Origin of the sequence: Aquimarina callyspongiae, from assembly GCF_034322225.1 — a bacterium.
Taxonomy (GTDB): domain Bacteria; phylum Bacteroidota; class Bacteroidia; order Flavobacteriales; family Flavobacteriaceae; genus Aquimarina.
Window position 1 is genome coordinate 754,703 of the sequence record NZ_JAXLPA010000004.1, and the last position, 16,878, is coordinate 771,580.

17 protein-coding genes and 1 tRNA gene are annotated in these 16,878 nt (G+C 33.2%); 8 read left to right on the forward strand and 10 right to left on the reverse strand.

Going from position 1 to position 16,878, the window contains the following annotated elements:
* Positions 1–66: 66 nt before the first annotated feature.
* The 3 genes from U0D62_RS19865 to U0D62_RS19875 all read left to right on the forward strand — a co-directional run bounded on the left by U0D62_RS19865 (position 67) and on the right by U0D62_RS19875 (position 2,952).
* Positions 67–1,371: a DUF819 family protein gene (locus tag U0D62_RS19865; RefSeq protein WP_322289081.1), complete on the forward strand. Its 1,305-nt coding sequence runs from the start codon at positions 67–69 to the stop codon at positions 1,369–1,371.
* A gap of 58 nt (positions 1,372–1,429) precedes the next feature.
* Positions 1,430–2,164 carry a DUF4369 domain-containing protein gene (locus U0D62_RS19870; RefSeq protein WP_322289082.1) on the forward strand — a complete coding sequence of 245 codons (735 nt, stop codon included), beginning with the start codon at positions 1,430–1,432 and terminating at the stop codon, positions 2,162–2,164.
* Between the two features lie 206 nt (positions 2,165–2,370).
* A complete protein-coding gene (locus tag U0D62_RS19875) occupies positions 2,371–2,952 on the forward strand; it encodes a DUF1287 domain-containing protein (RefSeq protein WP_322289083.1) in 582 nt (193 codons plus the stop codon).
* A 64-nt stretch (positions 2,953–3,016) separates the two neighbouring features.
* Here U0D62_RS19875 and U0D62_RS19880 read toward each other — a convergent pair whose 3' ends face one another.
* Both U0D62_RS19880 and U0D62_RS19885 read right to left on the reverse strand, forming a co-directional pair.
* Positions 3,017–3,415 carry a GlcG/HbpS family heme-binding protein gene (locus tag U0D62_RS19880; protein ID WP_322289084.1) on the reverse strand — a complete coding sequence of 133 codons (399 nt, stop codon included), beginning with the start codon at positions 3,413–3,415 and terminating at the stop codon, positions 3,017–3,019.
* A gap of 124 nt (positions 3,416–3,539) precedes the next feature.
* Entirely contained in the window at positions 3,540–4,373 is an 834-nt protein-coding gene (locus tag U0D62_RS19885) for a helix-turn-helix domain-containing protein (RefSeq protein ID WP_322289085.1), read from the reverse strand.
* A gap of 412 nt (positions 4,374–4,785) precedes the next feature.
* Between U0D62_RS19885 and U0D62_RS19890 the strand changes: the two genes are divergently transcribed.
* The 5 genes from U0D62_RS19890 (at position 4,786) to U0D62_RS19910 (ending at position 8,752) form a co-directional block, all read left to right on the forward strand.
* The gene (locus tag U0D62_RS19890) at positions 4,786–5,199 is read left to right on the forward strand and encodes a nuclear transport factor 2 family protein (protein WP_322289086.1); all 414 of its coding nucleotides are present in this window, start codon (positions 4,786–4,788) and stop codon (positions 5,197–5,199) included.
* Positions 5,200–5,351: 152 nt separating this feature from the next.
* On the forward strand, positions 5,352–5,675 hold the full coding sequence (locus U0D62_RS19895) for a winged helix-turn-helix transcriptional regulator (RefSeq protein ID WP_322289087.1): 324 nt from the start codon (positions 5,352–5,354) through the stop codon (positions 5,673–5,675).
* 76 nt (positions 5,676–5,751) lie between these two features.
* The gene (locus tag U0D62_RS19900; RefSeq protein WP_322289088.1) at positions 5,752–6,267 is read left to right on the forward strand and encodes a flavodoxin family protein; all 516 of its coding nucleotides are present in this window, start codon (positions 5,752–5,754) and stop codon (positions 6,265–6,267) included.
* A gap of 289 nt (positions 6,268–6,556) precedes the next feature.
* Positions 6,557–8,425, forward strand: a complete 1,869-nt coding sequence (locus U0D62_RS19905; RefSeq protein WP_322289089.1) for a Xaa-Pro dipeptidyl-peptidase — start codon at positions 6,557–6,559, stop codon at positions 8,423–8,425.
* 111 nt (positions 8,426–8,536) lie between these two features.
* Positions 8,537–8,752 (forward strand): hypothetical protein, encoded by a 216-nt coding sequence (locus tag U0D62_RS19910; protein WP_322289090.1) that lies wholly within the window; start codon positions 8,537–8,539, stop codon positions 8,750–8,752.
* A 64-nt stretch (positions 8,753–8,816) separates the two neighbouring features.
* Here U0D62_RS19910 and U0D62_RS19915 read toward each other — a convergent pair.
* From U0D62_RS19915 to U0D62_RS19950, 8 genes are all read right to left on the reverse strand, one after another.
* Positions 8,817–8,890 (reverse strand) — tRNA-Thr (locus U0D62_RS19915).
* A 57-nt stretch (positions 8,891–8,947) separates the two neighbouring features.
* Positions 8,948–9,214: a hypothetical protein gene (locus tag U0D62_RS19920; RefSeq protein ID WP_322289091.1), complete on the reverse strand. Its 267-nt coding sequence runs from the start codon at positions 9,212–9,214 to the stop codon at positions 8,948–8,950.
* An 87-nt stretch (positions 9,215–9,301) separates the two neighbouring features.
* Positions 9,302–9,763, reverse strand: coding sequence for a peroxiredoxin (locus tag U0D62_RS19925; RefSeq protein ID WP_322289092.1), 462 nt, complete (start codon positions 9,761–9,763; stop codon positions 9,302–9,304).
* A gap of 5 nt (positions 9,764–9,768) precedes the next feature.
* Positions 9,769–10,179 carry a 6-pyruvoyl trahydropterin synthase family protein gene (locus U0D62_RS19930; RefSeq protein WP_322289093.1) on the reverse strand — a complete coding sequence of 137 codons (411 nt, stop codon included), beginning with the start codon at positions 10,177–10,179 and terminating at the stop codon, positions 9,769–9,771.
* Positions 10,176–10,694, reverse strand: coding sequence for an isopentenyl-diphosphate Delta-isomerase (idi, locus tag U0D62_RS19935; RefSeq protein ID WP_322289094.1), 519 nt, complete (start codon positions 10,692–10,694; stop codon positions 10,176–10,178). The genes U0D62_RS19930 and idi overlap by 4 nt, the downstream gene beginning before the upstream one ends.
* Positions 10,695–10,851: 157 nt before the next feature.
* A complete protein-coding gene (locus U0D62_RS19940; RefSeq protein ID WP_322289095.1) occupies positions 10,852–12,810 on the reverse strand; it encodes an OmpA family protein in 1,959 nt (652 codons plus the stop codon).
* A gap of 38 nt (positions 12,811–12,848) precedes the next feature.
* Positions 12,849–13,805 carry a PorP/SprF family type IX secretion system membrane protein gene (locus U0D62_RS19945; RefSeq protein WP_322289096.1) on the reverse strand — a complete coding sequence of 319 codons (957 nt, stop codon included), beginning with the start codon at positions 13,803–13,805 and terminating at the stop codon, positions 12,849–12,851.
* Positions 13,806–13,859: 54 nt separating this feature from the next.
* A partial coding sequence (locus tag U0D62_RS19950; protein WP_322289097.1) for a DUF7507 domain-containing protein occupies positions 13,860–16,878 on the reverse strand: 3,019 nt, incomplete at its 5' end.

Here is a 16,878-nt window from a genome sequence, read left to right on the forward strand (position 1 = left end):
CGTTTGAGGTTCTTTTTTAAAAAATCGTATTTTGCAATGCATCTCTTTTAAAACAATAAACTCACTATGGATAATATCCCTTACTTTACAAACGACACCATCGTTTTTGGAATCTTGTTACTATGCTTAGGCTTAGTTTTTTATACCTCTTCGATCAAAACAGGTTTTTGGAAATCTTTTTACAAATTTGTTCCCGCGCTATTACTTTGTTATTTTTTACCAGCAATATTTACGTCATTAGGAATTATTGCTCCTAAGTGGGAAGAGCTCAACGCTGCAGGTGAAGTTGTAGAAAAAACTTCAAAAGTTTACCATGTTTCTACTCGATATTTATTACCCGCAGCTTTAGTATTAATGACATTAAGTATTGATCTAAAAGCAATTTTTAACCTAGGGCCCAAAGCTTTGATTATGTTTTTTACCGGTACCATAGGGATTATTATCGGAGGTCCTATAGCTATTTTATTAATATCATTAGTTTCTCCAGACATTGTAGGCGGAGCAGGTTTTGATGCCGTTTGGAGAGGTTTATCCACTCTTGCCGGAAGTTGGATTGGTGGTGGTGCTAATCAAACTGCAATGTTAGAAATATATGAGTATAATCAGGATAAGTATGGCGGGATGGTCTTGGTAGATATTGTGGTTGCTAATTTATGGATGGCTATACTATTAATTGGTATAGGTAAAAGCAACAAAATTGATCGATGGCTAAAAGCTGATAATAGTGCTATAGAAGCTCTTAAGGATAAAGTATCAAGTTATTCAGAAAGTATTACAAGAAATCCTTCTCTTACCGATTATATGATGATGCTCTCTATAGCTTTTGTTACCGTTGGTATTGCTCATTGGGGTGCTGGTGGGATTTCTAATTTTTTATCTAATAATTTTGAAGTTTTTAATGATAAAACTTCTGCTCTAGCTTCTTTTACTTCTACTTTTTTCTGGATGATTACAATCTCTACCATTATTGGTATTGTACTATCATATACTAAAGCTAGAAATTATGAAGGCGCTGGCGCAAGTAAATTAGGTAGTATCTGTATTTATATATTGGTTGCTTCTATAGGAATGAAAATGGATTTGGGTATGATATTAGAAAATCCTGGTCTTATAGCTATCGGATTAGTATGGATGACAATCCATGCAGGTTTATTAATAGGTATTGCTAAACTTATAAAAGCCCCTTACTTTTTTCTTGCAGTAGGTAGTCAGGCAAATGTAGGAGGCGCAGCTTCTGCTCCAGTGGTTGCAGCTGCTTTTCATCCATCATTAGCTACTGTAGGTGTACTTTTGGCTGTGTTCGGATATGTTGTAGGTACTTATGGTGCAATTTTATGTACCATATTAATGCAAATTGCTTCCGGAAGTTAGTATTTCAATTGAATTTATACCATCTTTGTAACCCAATTTTTCAAACCGAAAATTATTCATGAGAACATTTTCTGCCATATTATTTTTTACTATTTTATTAATAGGTTGTAGTACCCCAGAAAAGAAAGGGAATGTAACAATATCCGGAAATATCAAGGGTCTAAAAACAGGAACCGTATATCTTCAAAAAATACAAGATACTATTCTTGTTAATGTAGATTCTGTAGTGATTGACGGGGTTTCAGAATTTATATTGTTTTCTAATGTAACAGAGCCAGAGATTCATTATTTATATCTTGACAAAAAAGATGGAGCACAGTATAATGATCGTATTGATTTCTTTGCAGAAAAAGGAAATATTACTATCACTACAACACTATCTGATTTTGAAAAAGACGTTAAAATCGTTGGTGGTAAAAATGAAGCAAAGCTTTCTGAATACAAAAAAATGAATCAACGATTCAACGATCGAAATCTGAGGTTGATTAAAGAAAATTTTGAGGCTAGTAAACAAAATGATGAAGAGAAATTATTAGAAAACGATGAAGCCTACAAAAAGCTTCTTAAGCAAAAATATTTGTATACCATCAACTTTGCTATGAATAACAGGAAATTAGAAGTAGCTCCATACATAACTTTAAATGAAGTATTTGATGCTAATATTAAGTTTCTTGATACGGTGGCTAATTCCCTTAGCCCTAAAGTAAAAAAATCCATATACGGAAAGCAATTGCTAGCATATATTAAAGAACGAAAAGAAAAAGAAAGTACTGCAGTTCAAAAACCAGAGTAACATATACAAAATTAAAACTCTTCTTTTTCTAGAATTTATAAAGAAACCTCCATTTAATGGAGGTTTCTTGTTTATATAATAGTACTATAAGCGCTAATAGTACAATCAAAATGAAATATTGTTTCTTTAGAAAAAACAAACTACCTTTAGACAACTACCCTTCCATATTATCTTAAAAATGAATTCTTAATTGAAAAGCTTACTTTATGAAAAGATTGTTTTCTATACTTCTTTTATTGATAATACAAGTCTCTTTTTCGCAAGTTGAAACTGATAAAAAAAGCTTGTCTGAATGTGCTTTGGAGTTAACAAAACAAAAAGTGATTTATGATCCAAGTTATTTCTCAATTGATTATCCAAATGGAGATGTTCCTTCTGATAAAGGTGTTTGCACAGATGTAGTTATTCGCGCTTATCGTAAAATTGGAATTGATTTACAAAAAAGGGTACACGAGGATATGAAAGCTAATTTTAATGAGTATCCAAAAAATTGGGGATTAAAAACAACCGATAAAAATATCGATCATAGAAGAGTTCCAAATCTGATGACCTATTTTAAGCGGGAAAATGCTGAAAAACCAATAACCAAAAACCCTAATGATTATAAACCGGGTGATATAGTGAGTTGGAGTTTAGGGGGTGGCTTAACACATATAGGGATTGTAGTTGATAAAAAATCAGAAGACAAAAAAAGAAATTTAATTGTGCATAATATAGGCGGTGGACAAGTAATCGAAGATTGCCTTTTTATGTATAAAATTATAGGTCATTACAGGTATGAGCCATAGACGCAAAGATTAAAAAAAAGGATAACAGAATTGTTATCCTTTTTTATACATTATATCTTAGTTTTTAGATAGCGTTTACTCCCGTTTCAGCTACTGCATGATCATTTTCAACAGTACTTCCACTCACTCCTATCGCACCAATTATAGTTCCTTCTGCATCTTTTATTGGTATTCCTCCAGGAAACGTGATTAATCCATTATTAGAATGTTCAATATTAAATAGTGAACCTCCTGGCTGTGATAATTCGCCTATAACTCCTGTATTCATATCAAAGAAACGTGCTGTTTTTGCTTTTTTTATAGAGATATCTAATGATCCTAACCAAGCGCCATCCATACGTACAAAAGCTACTAAATTTGCTCCCGCATCTACAACAGCTATGTTCATTTTGGTGTTTAAAACATCTGATTTTGACTTTGCTGCTGATATCATCTTTTCTGCTTGTTCTAGTGTAATATTCATAATATACTTTTTTGCTATTTTAACTTCAGTGCAAAAATATTATGATATGATAGCTGCACGCTTACGAGAAAAGTTCAATTAGTTATGAAAAAAGGTCATTTATATATAGAATAAAGATAATTGATCACACTTCTGAGGGATTAACACCAAATCTGGTTTTAAAAGCACTACTAAAATTAGATAAATTATTATATCCTAAATCTAAATAAATATCAGAGGATTTTAAATTACCTTCTTCTAACAATTCTTTTGCTTTTAACAATCTCTTGTCACGCAACCACTTTCCTGGTGACACATTATATTCTTTAATAAAATGACGTTTAAATGTAGAAAGGCTCATATTACACAAAAAAGCAATTTCTTCTAATGTAAGAGTAGAATAGACATTTTGCTCAATGCTTTTTTTGAAAGATGATCCTTCCTGAGTTATTAAAGATAATAGGTAGTTCTCAAAAACAGTTTTGTACTTGTTAAGTAAGTATACTAGCAATTCTTCAAACTTAACTGACAATAAATTATCCATAAACGCTGGTGGAGCTGAAGCAATTTTGGATAAAGAATTAAGATATGATGTTAAATAAGAATCATTTCCTATCGTAAAGTATGAAGGGGTCTCTTGAGGTTGTTCTTTACGCTTAACATATTTACTCAGGAATTCTTTTAATCGCTTCTCTGAGAAGAAAAAAAGCTTACAGTAGTATATATCTTCCTTATCTAATAACTCGCTCCATAAACAATTCCCTTTTTTTATAAGCAAAGACTGATCACTATCTACTAAAACAGAGGTTTCTGCAAAATGTACTTGCTTTTTACCCGTTTGTAAAAAACTAAACATATGCATACTTAAATTGACCTTAGTCTTAATAGCATCTTCAGTCATTCTAAAATCATATACAAAAAGCTCTGGTTTTGATTTGAGATCATGTATATATAATTCTGGTATATTATCAGTTGGCATATAGTTTTTCTACTTACTGCTAACAATTAAATACTTAATTTTTAACTTCTGGTCTTTTTAAATCAAATTTAACTTAGTTTTTTAAATTGAAACTCAATCTAATATTGTTTGAGATTCTTGAACAACAATATATTACTTACCTAAACATTGAAGTTACATTTTACTCTTCAAAAAAAATAACAAAGTTCAATTATCATTAATAATCTTATTTCTAAGAAATAGTTATTGGCACTATGACATAACATCAATGTAAGGTATACAAATTTAATGCTACCTAATTGATGATAGCAACTGAAGTTTAAAACTTAAATTCTAAAAAAAATATTCATTTCACAAAGTAGATTCTACCAGTTTTAATTGCTCTATGGTAGCATCATAAGTAAAAAAAATAGACAAACAAATACAACTCATCATGGAAACAAAGTATCCAATACCCCCATTTACAAGAGAAACGGCTATTCAAAAAGTACAAATGGCAGAAGACGCCTGGAACTCAAAAAATCCCGAAAAAGTATCTTTGGCTTACTCCTCAGAAACTGAATGGAGAAATAGAGATCAGTTTATAAACGGAAGAGCCGAAGTTGTTGAATTTTTGACAGACAAATGGAATTTTGAACTCGATTATAAACTAAAAAAAGAACTTTGGGCATTTACTGATAACAAAATTGCAGTGCGTTTTGAATATGAATATCACGACAAAAATGGGCAATGGTTTAGAGCTTATGGCAATGAAAATTGGGAGTTTGATGAATATGGTTATATGAAAAAAAGATATGCCAGTATAAATGATTTACCGATAAAAGAAACAGACAGAAGGTTAAAATAAAAATCACTACTATTGACTAAATACAATTCTCTAAAGATAAGTATAGAAATAAGTGGCTTAAAAAAATAGAAAAGTTAGACAAACAGAATAAATAAAAAGAGAATTATAGATCATTGTAATCTAGAAAGGTTTCACATTAATTCTAAAAAAGCATGAGTTCATACCAACGTAAAACCCCAATTAAAAATGATTGCGCTATAGAAAAGACATTACTCGTCATTTCTGGTAAATGGAAGCCAGCTATTTTGAGTGAATTATTAAAAAGAAATTTAAGATTAAAAGAAATCCAAAAAGGACTACCCGAAGCATCAAAAAGATCCTTAACTCAACAATTAGGAGAAATGGTGGAAGATGGTCTTATTAAAAAAGAAGATTTTCATCAGTTTCCCAAAAAAACTGAGTATTCAATGACTCCTTTAGGGCTACAACTTTCTACTGTATTTCAAGTTCTTAATGAATTTGGAGAACAATTATAATGGGGTAAAATTTACCCCTTATTGGATTCATAAAACACACAGAATACATTTGTCATATAATTTTAAACAAAATACGATGAATAAAAAAGGGGTAATACTACAAGGAAGTTCAAGAACCTATGGCAATACCAATACAATTATATCTTTTATCAATGAAAAAATAGAATTTGATATTATCGATTTAAAGTCAAAACGCATTAGTGCATTTGATTACGAATTTAAAAACCATGATGATGATTTTATTCCGTTAATGAGACAAATAGTAGATTCTTATGAGGTTATCATCTTTGCTACTCCAGTATACTGGTATGCTATGAGTGGCATAATGAAGAATTTTTTTGATAGAATAACGGATTGTCTCAAAGAAGAAATAGAAATTGGAAGGAAGCTTAGGGGTAAAAAAATGGCAATGATTAGTTGTGGTTCAGACTCAGAATTAAAAAAAGGTTTCACCATGCCTTTTATTGAAACAGCTAACTACTTAGGTATGCAGTATATAGGAGATGTTCATACCTGGATAGAAAACGAAGAACTTTCTACACCTGTAAAAAAAGGATTAAACACTTTTATAGAAAAAATCAAAAAACATTAATTGATCAGAAAGTAACATCAATGATATCTCACATACTGATAGTATCAAACAAATAACCACATAAAATACTATAGAACTTAGTAATTCAAATCTGTTTTACAAGACATGGTAATAAATTATCCAGTAAATAGGTTTCTTTACTATCATTCGGATTATATCAAATATAGGTTTTAGCATATGCTAAAACCTATATTTTAATTTATTTAGGTAAATTACCATCAGAAATAACGAAGCACTACATTTCATTATATTTAAAATATCACAAATCATTAAACACAATAAGGGCTTTATGAAAAAATTAGTCAAATCAAAAATAACATTACTCTTCTGTAGTCTTATCGCACTATCTGTATTATCCTGCTATGGACAAGAAAAAAATGGGGGAAACACTGGTAAAGCAGTACCTATATTTAAGGATGGAGAAGCACAAATTGTAGAAGCTTTTAATACTCCTGATAAATGGATTCGTCATGATTTATGGGTAGAAACAGAATTTGACACTGATGGTGATGGTAAACTTGATCGTATGCATGTAGATGTAACAAGACCTTATCAAACTGATACAGAAGGACTCAAACTCCCAATAATTTATGTTTCTAGTCCGTACTTTGCAGGAGTAGCTCCTGATGCCGATGGGCTTTTTTGGGATGTAAAACATGAGCTTGGTGTAGCTCCTCCTAAAAAACGAACTCATGTTGAAGTAAAGCGTACAGGAAAGCGCCCAATCATATCCAACTCTCATATAAAGAGCTGGGTTCCTAGAGGTTATATCGTAGTACATTCATCATCTCCTGGAACAGGATTATCGCAAGGTGCTCCAACTGTTGGTGGTGACAATGAATCTCTCGCTCCCAAAGCAGTAATTGATTGGTTATGTGGCCGTAAAAAAGGGTATACATCACCTAATGGAAAAGATACTGTAGAGGCTTTTTGGTCTACTGGTAAAGTAGGAATGACAGGAACTTCGTACAACGGTACCATTCCTCTTGCGGCAGCAACTACAGGAGTGGAAGGATTAGAAGCAATTATTCCTATTGCTCCTAACACTTCGTATTATCATTATTATAGATCTAATGGTTTAGTAAGACATCCAGGAGGATATCTAGGAGAAGACATTGATGTATTATATGATTTTATTCATAGTGGTGACGAAGCTAAACGCCCTTATAACAATGCAAATGTAAGAGATAAAGAAATGGCCAACGGTATGGATAGAATTACCGGGGATTATAATGATTTTTGGGCAAAGCGTGATTATCTTAATGATATGAAACCTATGAAAGCTGCATTATTAATGTCTCACGGTTTTAATGACTGGAACGTAATGCCAGAACATAGTTATAGAATCTATAAAGCTGCAAAAGAAAAAGGTATTCCTTCTCAAATATTCTATCACCAAAATGGTCATGGTGGACCACCGCCAATGAAAATGATGAATCGTTGGTTCACCAGATATTTACACGGCATCGAAAATAATGTTGAAAAAGACGCAAAAGCGTGGATTGTTCGTGAAAACGATAAAAAGGACTCACCTACTGCTTATAAAGATTATCCAAACCCTGATGCATCTCCAGTACAATTATATCTTACTGGTGGCGCTCCTAAAGTTGGAAAATTAAATACAAAAGTTACTTCTAACCAAAAATCAGAAAAACTAGTTGATAATTATTCTTTTTCAGGCGCTGATTTGGCTAAAGCTGAGCATACAGATCATCGTTTGATTTATGTTACACCAAAACTATCTGAAGACATCCATATTTCTGGTATTCCTAAAATTTCTATCAAGTTAGCCAGTAGTAAACCTGCAGCTAATCTATCTGTTTGGTTAGTATCATTACCATGGCAGGAAAAGCGAGGTGCAAAAATCACGGATAATATTATCACAAGAGGTTGGGCAGATCCACAAAATCATAAGTCATTGACAGAAAGTGAACCTCTAAAACCTGGAGAATTCTATGAATTGACTTTTGATCTGCAACCAGATGATCAGATAATTGCCAAAGGACAACAAATTGGACTCATGATATTCTCTAGTGATAAAGATTTTACACTATGGCCTAGTCCGGGAACAGAATTAACTGTTGATATAAATGCTACAAGTTTAACCTTGCCAGTTATTGGTGGAACAGAAGCATTTAATAAAGCTACTGCAGAATAGTAAAAAGCAAAAATTCGTAGAAAGTTTTAACCATTGAATGTCTGATGTTTTACCTTATCAAACTGAAAGATACTTTTTTTAACTTGGCAATATAACTTAAAACCTTAATTCATGTTAAAAAACATCTTAAACTTAGAAGGCGCTCAAAGATTAAACAAAGAGGAACAAAAAACAATTAGCGGAGGAGGAAGACCTGGTTTGCTTAGATGTTGTGATCCTGCTGCACGCTGTTGTACGACTACACATGTAGCTTTAAACAATGCAAGTTGTGGAGCAACTTATATCCCAGGTTGTAATTATCATCCTTCAAATGGTTGCTGTATTTAAAGAGCATAAGAACTATTATTAAAGAAAAAGTCCTAAGTTTAACTTAGGACTTTTTTATTAACAGAGCCGATAGAGGGACTCGAACCCACGACCTGCTGATTACAAATCAGCTGCTCTAGCCAGCTGAGCTATATCGGCAAAGCGGTTGCAAATATAATTTCTCCAATCATATTTGCAAATACTTTTTTAAAAAAATTATAGCGAATTTACTTTTTGCACTAAATCATTGGCAGTTTTCTCTAGATCTTGCCTGATTGTTTTAAAGTGTTTAGCTGCATTTTCTACTTTTCTGTCATTTACCCTAGCCATAAAACCATCAAATGATTTTATTGCTTCATCAATTATCGCCTCTCCAGATTTACCATCTTTATCAGGATTGTTCAACTCCCATAAATAAACTTCTTCTATGATATCTCCTAATACGTAATTAATATCTTTTTTAAGGTCTCTTTTATTTGCCATATCAAATTTATTTTATGCAAAATTAGTGTTTTCGATCGATAAACTATCAGAGCAATACGATTTAAAAATCTAATTTGATTTTAAAGATTACTCTTGTACAATTTCTTTTACTTTGGACAATGCTTTATCCGTATGTTTAGAGGCTTGAATGCTATTAAATCTTAACCGTACAATCCCTCTTTTATCTACTACAAAGGTTTCTCTTCCTGGTAATAAACCTAATAATCCAGCTTTTACACCAAACAGTTTTCTGAGTTTTCCTTCTTGATCAGTTAAAAAAGTAAATGGTAGTCTATATTTTCTTTTAAATTTTTCGTGAGATTTTATACTATCTGAGCTAATACCAATTATTTCAGCTCCCAATTCTTTAAAATCTTGATACCTATCTCTAAAATCACAAGCTTCCTTAATACAACCTGGTGTGAAGTTTTTTGGATAAAAATATATTACTACAGGCGTATAACCAATTAGAGAGCTACTCTCAAATATTTCATCTTGGTCATTCTTTGTTTTAAACTCAGGAACTCTATCTCCTACTCTTAATGTCATATAAATTATCCTCCAGAATATATTACAAAATTACGAGGAGTTTCATACAAAGTTATTTCGATATCATACTTCATATCTAACTTATCACGTAATCTATTCCAGATAACCATTGCAATATTTTCTACTGTAGGGTTCAAAGTAGCAAATTCTTTTACCTCTTCATTTAGATTTTTATGATCTAAATAATCTTCTACCTCTGTTTTTATATAGTCCTTCAAGATTTTAAGATCAATCAGGTATCCTGTTTCCTGATCCACTTCTCCTGTTACTGCTACAGTTAATTCATAATTATGCCCATGGTATTTTGGATTACTACATTTTCCAAAAATCTCGAGGTTTTTTTCATCACTCCATTCTGCTCGACATAATCTGTGTGCTGCGTTAAAATGAGCTTTTCTACAGGCTTTTATCCTCATAAGGTAATATGTGTATAAAATTTATCAAAAATGATTTTAAACCAAGCTGTATACTGTTCAGGATGCTTTGCGATGTCCTTTTTCACATCTTCTACCGGCATCCATTTCCAATCTGCCACTTCGTCTTCATTAATAACCGGTTCTTTATCATACTGCCCGATTAACACATGATCATATTCATGTTCTGTAAGTCCGTTATCAAAAGGAGCTTTATATATAAAAGAAATAGAATTTTTAAGTATAGTGGTAAAACCCATTTCTTCTTGTAATCTTCTAACTCCTGCTTCTATATTACTTTCTCCATCCCTTTGATGACTACAGCAAGTATTTGTCCATAAACCTGGAGAGTGATATTTATGATGAGCTCTTTGCTGAAGCATCAATTCATTATTACTATTCATAATAAATACAGAAAAGGCTCTATGTAATAAGGCTTTTTCATGTGCTTCTAGTTTAGGCATTAATCCTAACTGCTCATCATTCTCGTTTACTAAAATGACTTTTTCTTCTTCCATTGTATTTTGTTGGGGTCAAAATTACGAAATCACAAGTGTAATACCAATTCAACCATTTTTTGAGATAAAGATAGTAGAAGTTAAAAAAAACACCTTAAAAATAAGGTGTTTTTATAAAGGCAAATAGCCCATATTTTATTTATGTAGAGTTATATAATTATTTCACAATTATAAATTCACTACGTCTATTTAATTGATATTCTCCTTTTTTACAATTTGTATTATTACCACATTCATTAACAGGTTCTGTTTCTCCATATCCTTTTCCTGTTAATCGATCAGCAGCAATTCCTTTACTAATCATATAAGCAACGGTAGCTTTTGCTCTTTTTTCTGATAATGCAAGGTTATATGCATCTTCTCCATGACTATCTGTGTGTGATCTTACATCAATTTTCATCGTAGGATATTGATTCATCACTTCAATTACTCTCGCTAGTTCTACTGAGGCGTCTGATCGTATATATGATTGATCAAAATCAAAATAAATAGGCTTAAGTGATAATATCTTTGCCAAATCATCACCAATATCAGCAGATTTCACTTTCTTTTCTATAGCTAGTGGTGTGTCTATCGTTTGAGTCTCATCTGGTGTATTTACTAACTCTTCTAAAGTAACGTATTCTCCTTTTTCTGCTCTTACAAAATATTTAGAATTACATTCTACCACTTTAGAATATGCAGCGTCATCTCCTACTACAAAACTTTCTATAAGATTATTACTACTATCATATATAGAAACTTTGGCTCCTGGCACTAATTCATTAGTATCCTTATCCGTTACTACCCCAGCAATTGTAGCCTCACAAAAGCTTTTTAAATCTTCTAATTGAAGGAAACCATAAATATCATCTCCTCCTCTTCCTCCATCTCTATTTGATGAAAAATAACCTCTTTTAGAAGCATCATCCACGATAAAGGCAAAATCATCCTTAGGACTATTTACAGGCTTACCAATATTAACTACTAATTTTTCTTCTTTTGTCTGAGGGTTAAGACGAGTAACATATACATCCAATCCTCCTAAACCTATATGCCCATTTGAAGAGAAGTATAGATCGTTATTTTTACTTATAAAAGGAAATGTTTCTTTTCCTTCTGTATTAATACGATCTCCAAGGTTTTTAGGTTCTCCAAAACTTCCGTCAGCATTAATTGCTACTTCATATAAATCAGACATTCCTTTTCCTCCAGGCATATCTGATGAAAAATACAATGTTTTTTCATCTATACTTAGTGCCGGATGTGCCGCAGAATACTCATCACTGTTAAATGCTAAACTTTGCGGTGTTGTCCATCCACCCTGAGTATTTTTATAAGAACGATATATTTTTAATTTATTTGTTCCTTTTTTATCTCTACCATATCTTCTATCATCAAAATTATTTCTGGTAAAATAAATAGTATTACCATCCTTAGTGAAAACCGGAGTAGATTCATGAAATTTGGAGTTTAACTTATTATCCAATTTTTGGATTTCTGAAAGTTCTCCATTCGTTGTGTTATATTCTGCCTTAAATAGATCTAAGAAGGCTTCTTCATTCCATTGATGAACACTTTTTTTAATGATTAATGTATCTCGGGAAGAAGCAAATACAACAAAATTACCAAAGAACGCTGTTCCAAAATCTGTAAATGATGAGTTGATAGATGAGTTTTCTATTTCAAATCTTCCTGATTGAAAATCTATCCTTTTTAAATAGTTTGGTTCATTTTTAAATAATTCTGCACGCTGATCACCCGAGCTAAGGTCTACAAACTTTTGCATATACTTATCAGAGTCTTCATATCTGTTAGCCGTTTTTAAAGTTTGGGCATATCTGAAATAATATTCAGGTTCAACCTCTTCAGGATATGATGTAATTAACTCTTCGTACCATTTAAGGGCTTCTTCAAACTGGCTATTAAAATAATAGCTATTTCCCAGGTTTTTAAAAAGATCTGCACTTCTATACCCCTTTTTTACAACTTTAAGATAAGTTTCCTGTGCATCGATATATTCATATTTATCATATTGTTCTTTTGCTTTTTGTAACTTTTTTTCCTGAGAAAAAGCATTGTTACCAAATAACAATATTAATGCGATACATAATGATTTAAGTAATAACTTCCCCATATTGTGTATTATATTATTTCCTAATTTTTAGTGAAAACCTAGAAGAAACGAGGTGTTAGCATTCTATTATATTTTCTGAATAACTCAAAGCGAAGCATAACTTCATAACTTCCATCATTAAACCTTGTATTTCCAAGATCCGTAGTTTCTCGATCATAAGCAAATCCAATCATCATAGAATCTGATATCTGAAAAGCCGCTAAAGCACTTACTGCGGCACTCCATCGATAAGCTACTCCTAAAGTTAATCGATCATACATTAAAAAGTTTGCAGAAAGATCTACTTGTAATGGCGCACCGAATACTAATTTACTTAAAACAGCTGGTTTAAACTTTATTTCATCGCTAAGATCAAATACATGACCCGCCATTAAATAATAATTAATTCGTTCTTCTGCTAAAAAACTTACTGCACTACTACCGCTACTAGCAGCATCTTCATCAAAATGATCCGTCTCCAAAATATTTGGGGCACTTAATCCCAAATAAAATTTATCGGTATGATAATAAACTCCCACTCCTACGTTGGGGCTAAATTTATTATCAATATTGTTTTCAAAAAGATTATCATTCTGATTGAATTGTGTTAATCTTTGAAAATCAACATTCAATAGATGTGCTCCTGCTTTCAATCCAAAACTTAGCTTTCCATATTCTGAAGTCGGGATTGTATAGGAGAAGTCGACGTTAATATATGTCTCATCCGTAGGTCCGATCTCATCATTAACTACCGAAAACCCCAATCCTACTCGATTATTCTCACCTATTGGGGTATTTAATGTAAGCGTCTGCGTTCTTGGAGCTCCATCTAATCCAACCCACTGGCTACGATGCAATCCCATAATACTCATAACACCCCTGCTACCTGCATAAGCTGGGTTAACGCTAATTGTGTTATACATATACTGTGTGTATTGCGCATCTTGCTGTGCATATCCTGATGTAGTGATCAGGACGAAGCTCACTAGCATAAATAATATTAATAGTCTATTCATCAGTATTTCTGTTTGATTTAGGGAATAACAAATATATACTATTCCAAATAAATTTTATCTGTTTATATATAGGTATCCCGCTTTAGACTTACGTACACCATTTGCATTTTCATATTCTAATACATAATAATAAGTTCCTACTGGTAATTCTTGATTCTCACTAATAGTCACTCTTCCTTCACTTATTCCTTCAAATAATTTAACTCCTGGTTGCTCATATCCATCTTGATCAAACACCATTACTCCCCAACGATTAAATATTTGTAATGTATTATTCGGGAAATTATTTAATCCTACAATTCTAAATTGGTCATTAGTTCCATCCCCATTTGGACTGATTCCAGTATATATTACGATATCATCTTCTAACTCTATAGTTACTATCGTTTCATCTTCTCCATCTCCATCACTATCCAAATCTAAATCTGTAGTATCTGATGGATCATCTGATAAATCTGTAACATCTTCTACATTAGGATCTAATCCTGTTGCTAAAGCTTGATTAGTTACACTTCCTGTAAGAACATCTGCGGCAGTTAATACATAAACTGCTGTAAATGTATTTGTATCAATCTCTCCCACAGCTAAATCAATAGGACCGCCTGTCACTACAATTCCTGGTAATGGATCGGTAACAACAATATTAGTGATATCAACATTTCCGGTATTTTCGACAGTAAAGGTGTATCTGATTTCGTCACCTACATTAGGCAACCCATCATTATTTGTATCTACATATATTCCCGTCTTGGTTAAAGCTAAGTTAGGAAATTGTTCTATCATAGTGATTGTAGGATCATTCGTTGGATCTCCATCTCCATCTTCATCGATAGTTTCATCACCACTATCAGAGACATCCATTACATCATTATCATCAGGATCCTGTCCTATTGCTACCGCACTATTTTCTACTTCACCAAGGTTTATATCATCTTGTGTAATGGTATAAGTAGCTGTAGCTGTTCCACTTTCACCAGGGGCTAGTGCTCCAGGTACTATTGGAAGGTTGACACTTCCTGTAAGCGTATCATCTATTGTAATATTATCTATTGTAACATTACCGGTATTGGTAACAGTAAATGTATATGTAATAATATCTCCAACTGTAGATCCTTCAGCAACTCCAGTTTTAACTAAAGTAAGTTCTGGATTCTGTACTAACACAGTATCTGTTGGATCGTTTGTAGGATCACTATCTGGATCAGGACCGTCTGTAGTTTCATCTCCATTATCTGACACATCTGTTACAGGATCACCATTTGGATCGTCCCCTTCTACAGTTGCTGAGTTACTTACTACTCCAGCATCAATATCTGCTTGAGTGATCGTATAAGTAGCTGTTGCAGTACCAATCGCTCCTGGCGCTAAGGTAGATGGTGCAATTGGAAGATTAACACTTCCTGTTAAGACATCATCTATAGTAACGTTATCAATAGTTACATTACCTGTGTTTTCGACAGAGAACGTATAGGTTATAATATCTCCAACTGCTCCTGTACCTCCAACACTAGAAGTCTTGGTCAGTGTCAACTCCGGATTCTGAGTCAGTGTTGTATCCGTTGGATCATTTGTAGGATCACTATCTGGATCAGGACCATCTGTTGTCTCATCTCCATTATCTGACACATCTGTTACAGGATCACCATTTGGATCGTCTCCTTCTACAGTTGCTGAGTTACTTACAACTCCAGCATCAATATCTACCTGAGTAATTGTATAAGTAGCTGTTGCAGTACCAATTGCTCCAGGCGCTAATGTAGATGGAGTAACTGGAAGATTAACACTGCCAGTTAAGGTATCATCTATAGTAACGTTATCAATGGTTACATTACCTGTGTTTTCAACAGAGAATGTATAGGTTATAATATCTCCAACTGCCCCTGTACCTCCAACACTAGAAGTCTTGGTCAGTGTCAACTCCGGATTCTGAGTCAATGTTGTATCTGTCGGGTCATTTGTAGGATCACTATCTGGATCAGGACCATCTGTTGTCTCATCTCCATTATCTGACACATCTGTTACAGGATCATTATTAGGATCGTCTCCTTCTACAGTTGCTGAGTTACTTACAACTCCAGCATCGATATCTACCTGAGTGATTGTATAAGTAGCTGTCGCAGTACCAATTGCTCCAGGTGCTAATGTAGATGGAGTAACTGGAAGATTAACACTTCCTGTTAAGGTATCATCTATAGTAACATTATCAATAGCTACATTACCTGTATTTTCGACAGAGAATGTATAGGTTATAATATCTCCAACTGCTCCTGTACCTCCAACACTAGAGGTCTTAGTAAATGTTAATTCTGGAACTGAAGGAGTAAAATTGGTTTCATCATCTTCTGTAGGAACATCTGTATCAGGAGTACTATCTGGAGTACTATCTGGATCAAAATTATCACTTGCAGTTATCTCAACAAAATTTGTATAATTACCTGTATCAGTAACTACGGCTTCATAAGTAAGAAGTATAGATGAACCTGAAGTTACAGATAAACCAGTCCAATTAATAATTCCTGCTCCAAATATGCCTCCATCACTTATATTGCTAATAGCTGTATAACCATCAGGAACAACATCCCCAATAGCTACACCGGTAGCATCATTAGGACCACTATTACTTACTGTAACAGTAAAAGTAACGGTATCTCCTGCACTTATTACAATATTTGTGTCTGCATCCGTAGTCAGTACAACTCCCTTAGCAACATCTAAATCACTAACTGGTGAAACTCCCGGATCAGCATCATCCTGATCATCTTCTGCTAAAACATCATTGTTTGGTATAGAGTCAGGATCAAAATTATCACTCGCAGTAATCTCTGCAACATTTACATAAGTACCCGTAGCATTTACCGTAGCAACAATCGTTAAGGTAGCATTCGATCCATTGTTGATCGATCCTACTGTCCAAACTCCGGTACCAGGTACATATGTACCCTGACTAGCCGTTGGACTACCAACTATTGTATATCCGTTTGGAACCTGATCTGTAACCACAACTCCGGTAGCATTGTTAGGACCACTATTACTTACTGTAACAGTAAAAGTAACGGTATCGCCTGGCGTAGTA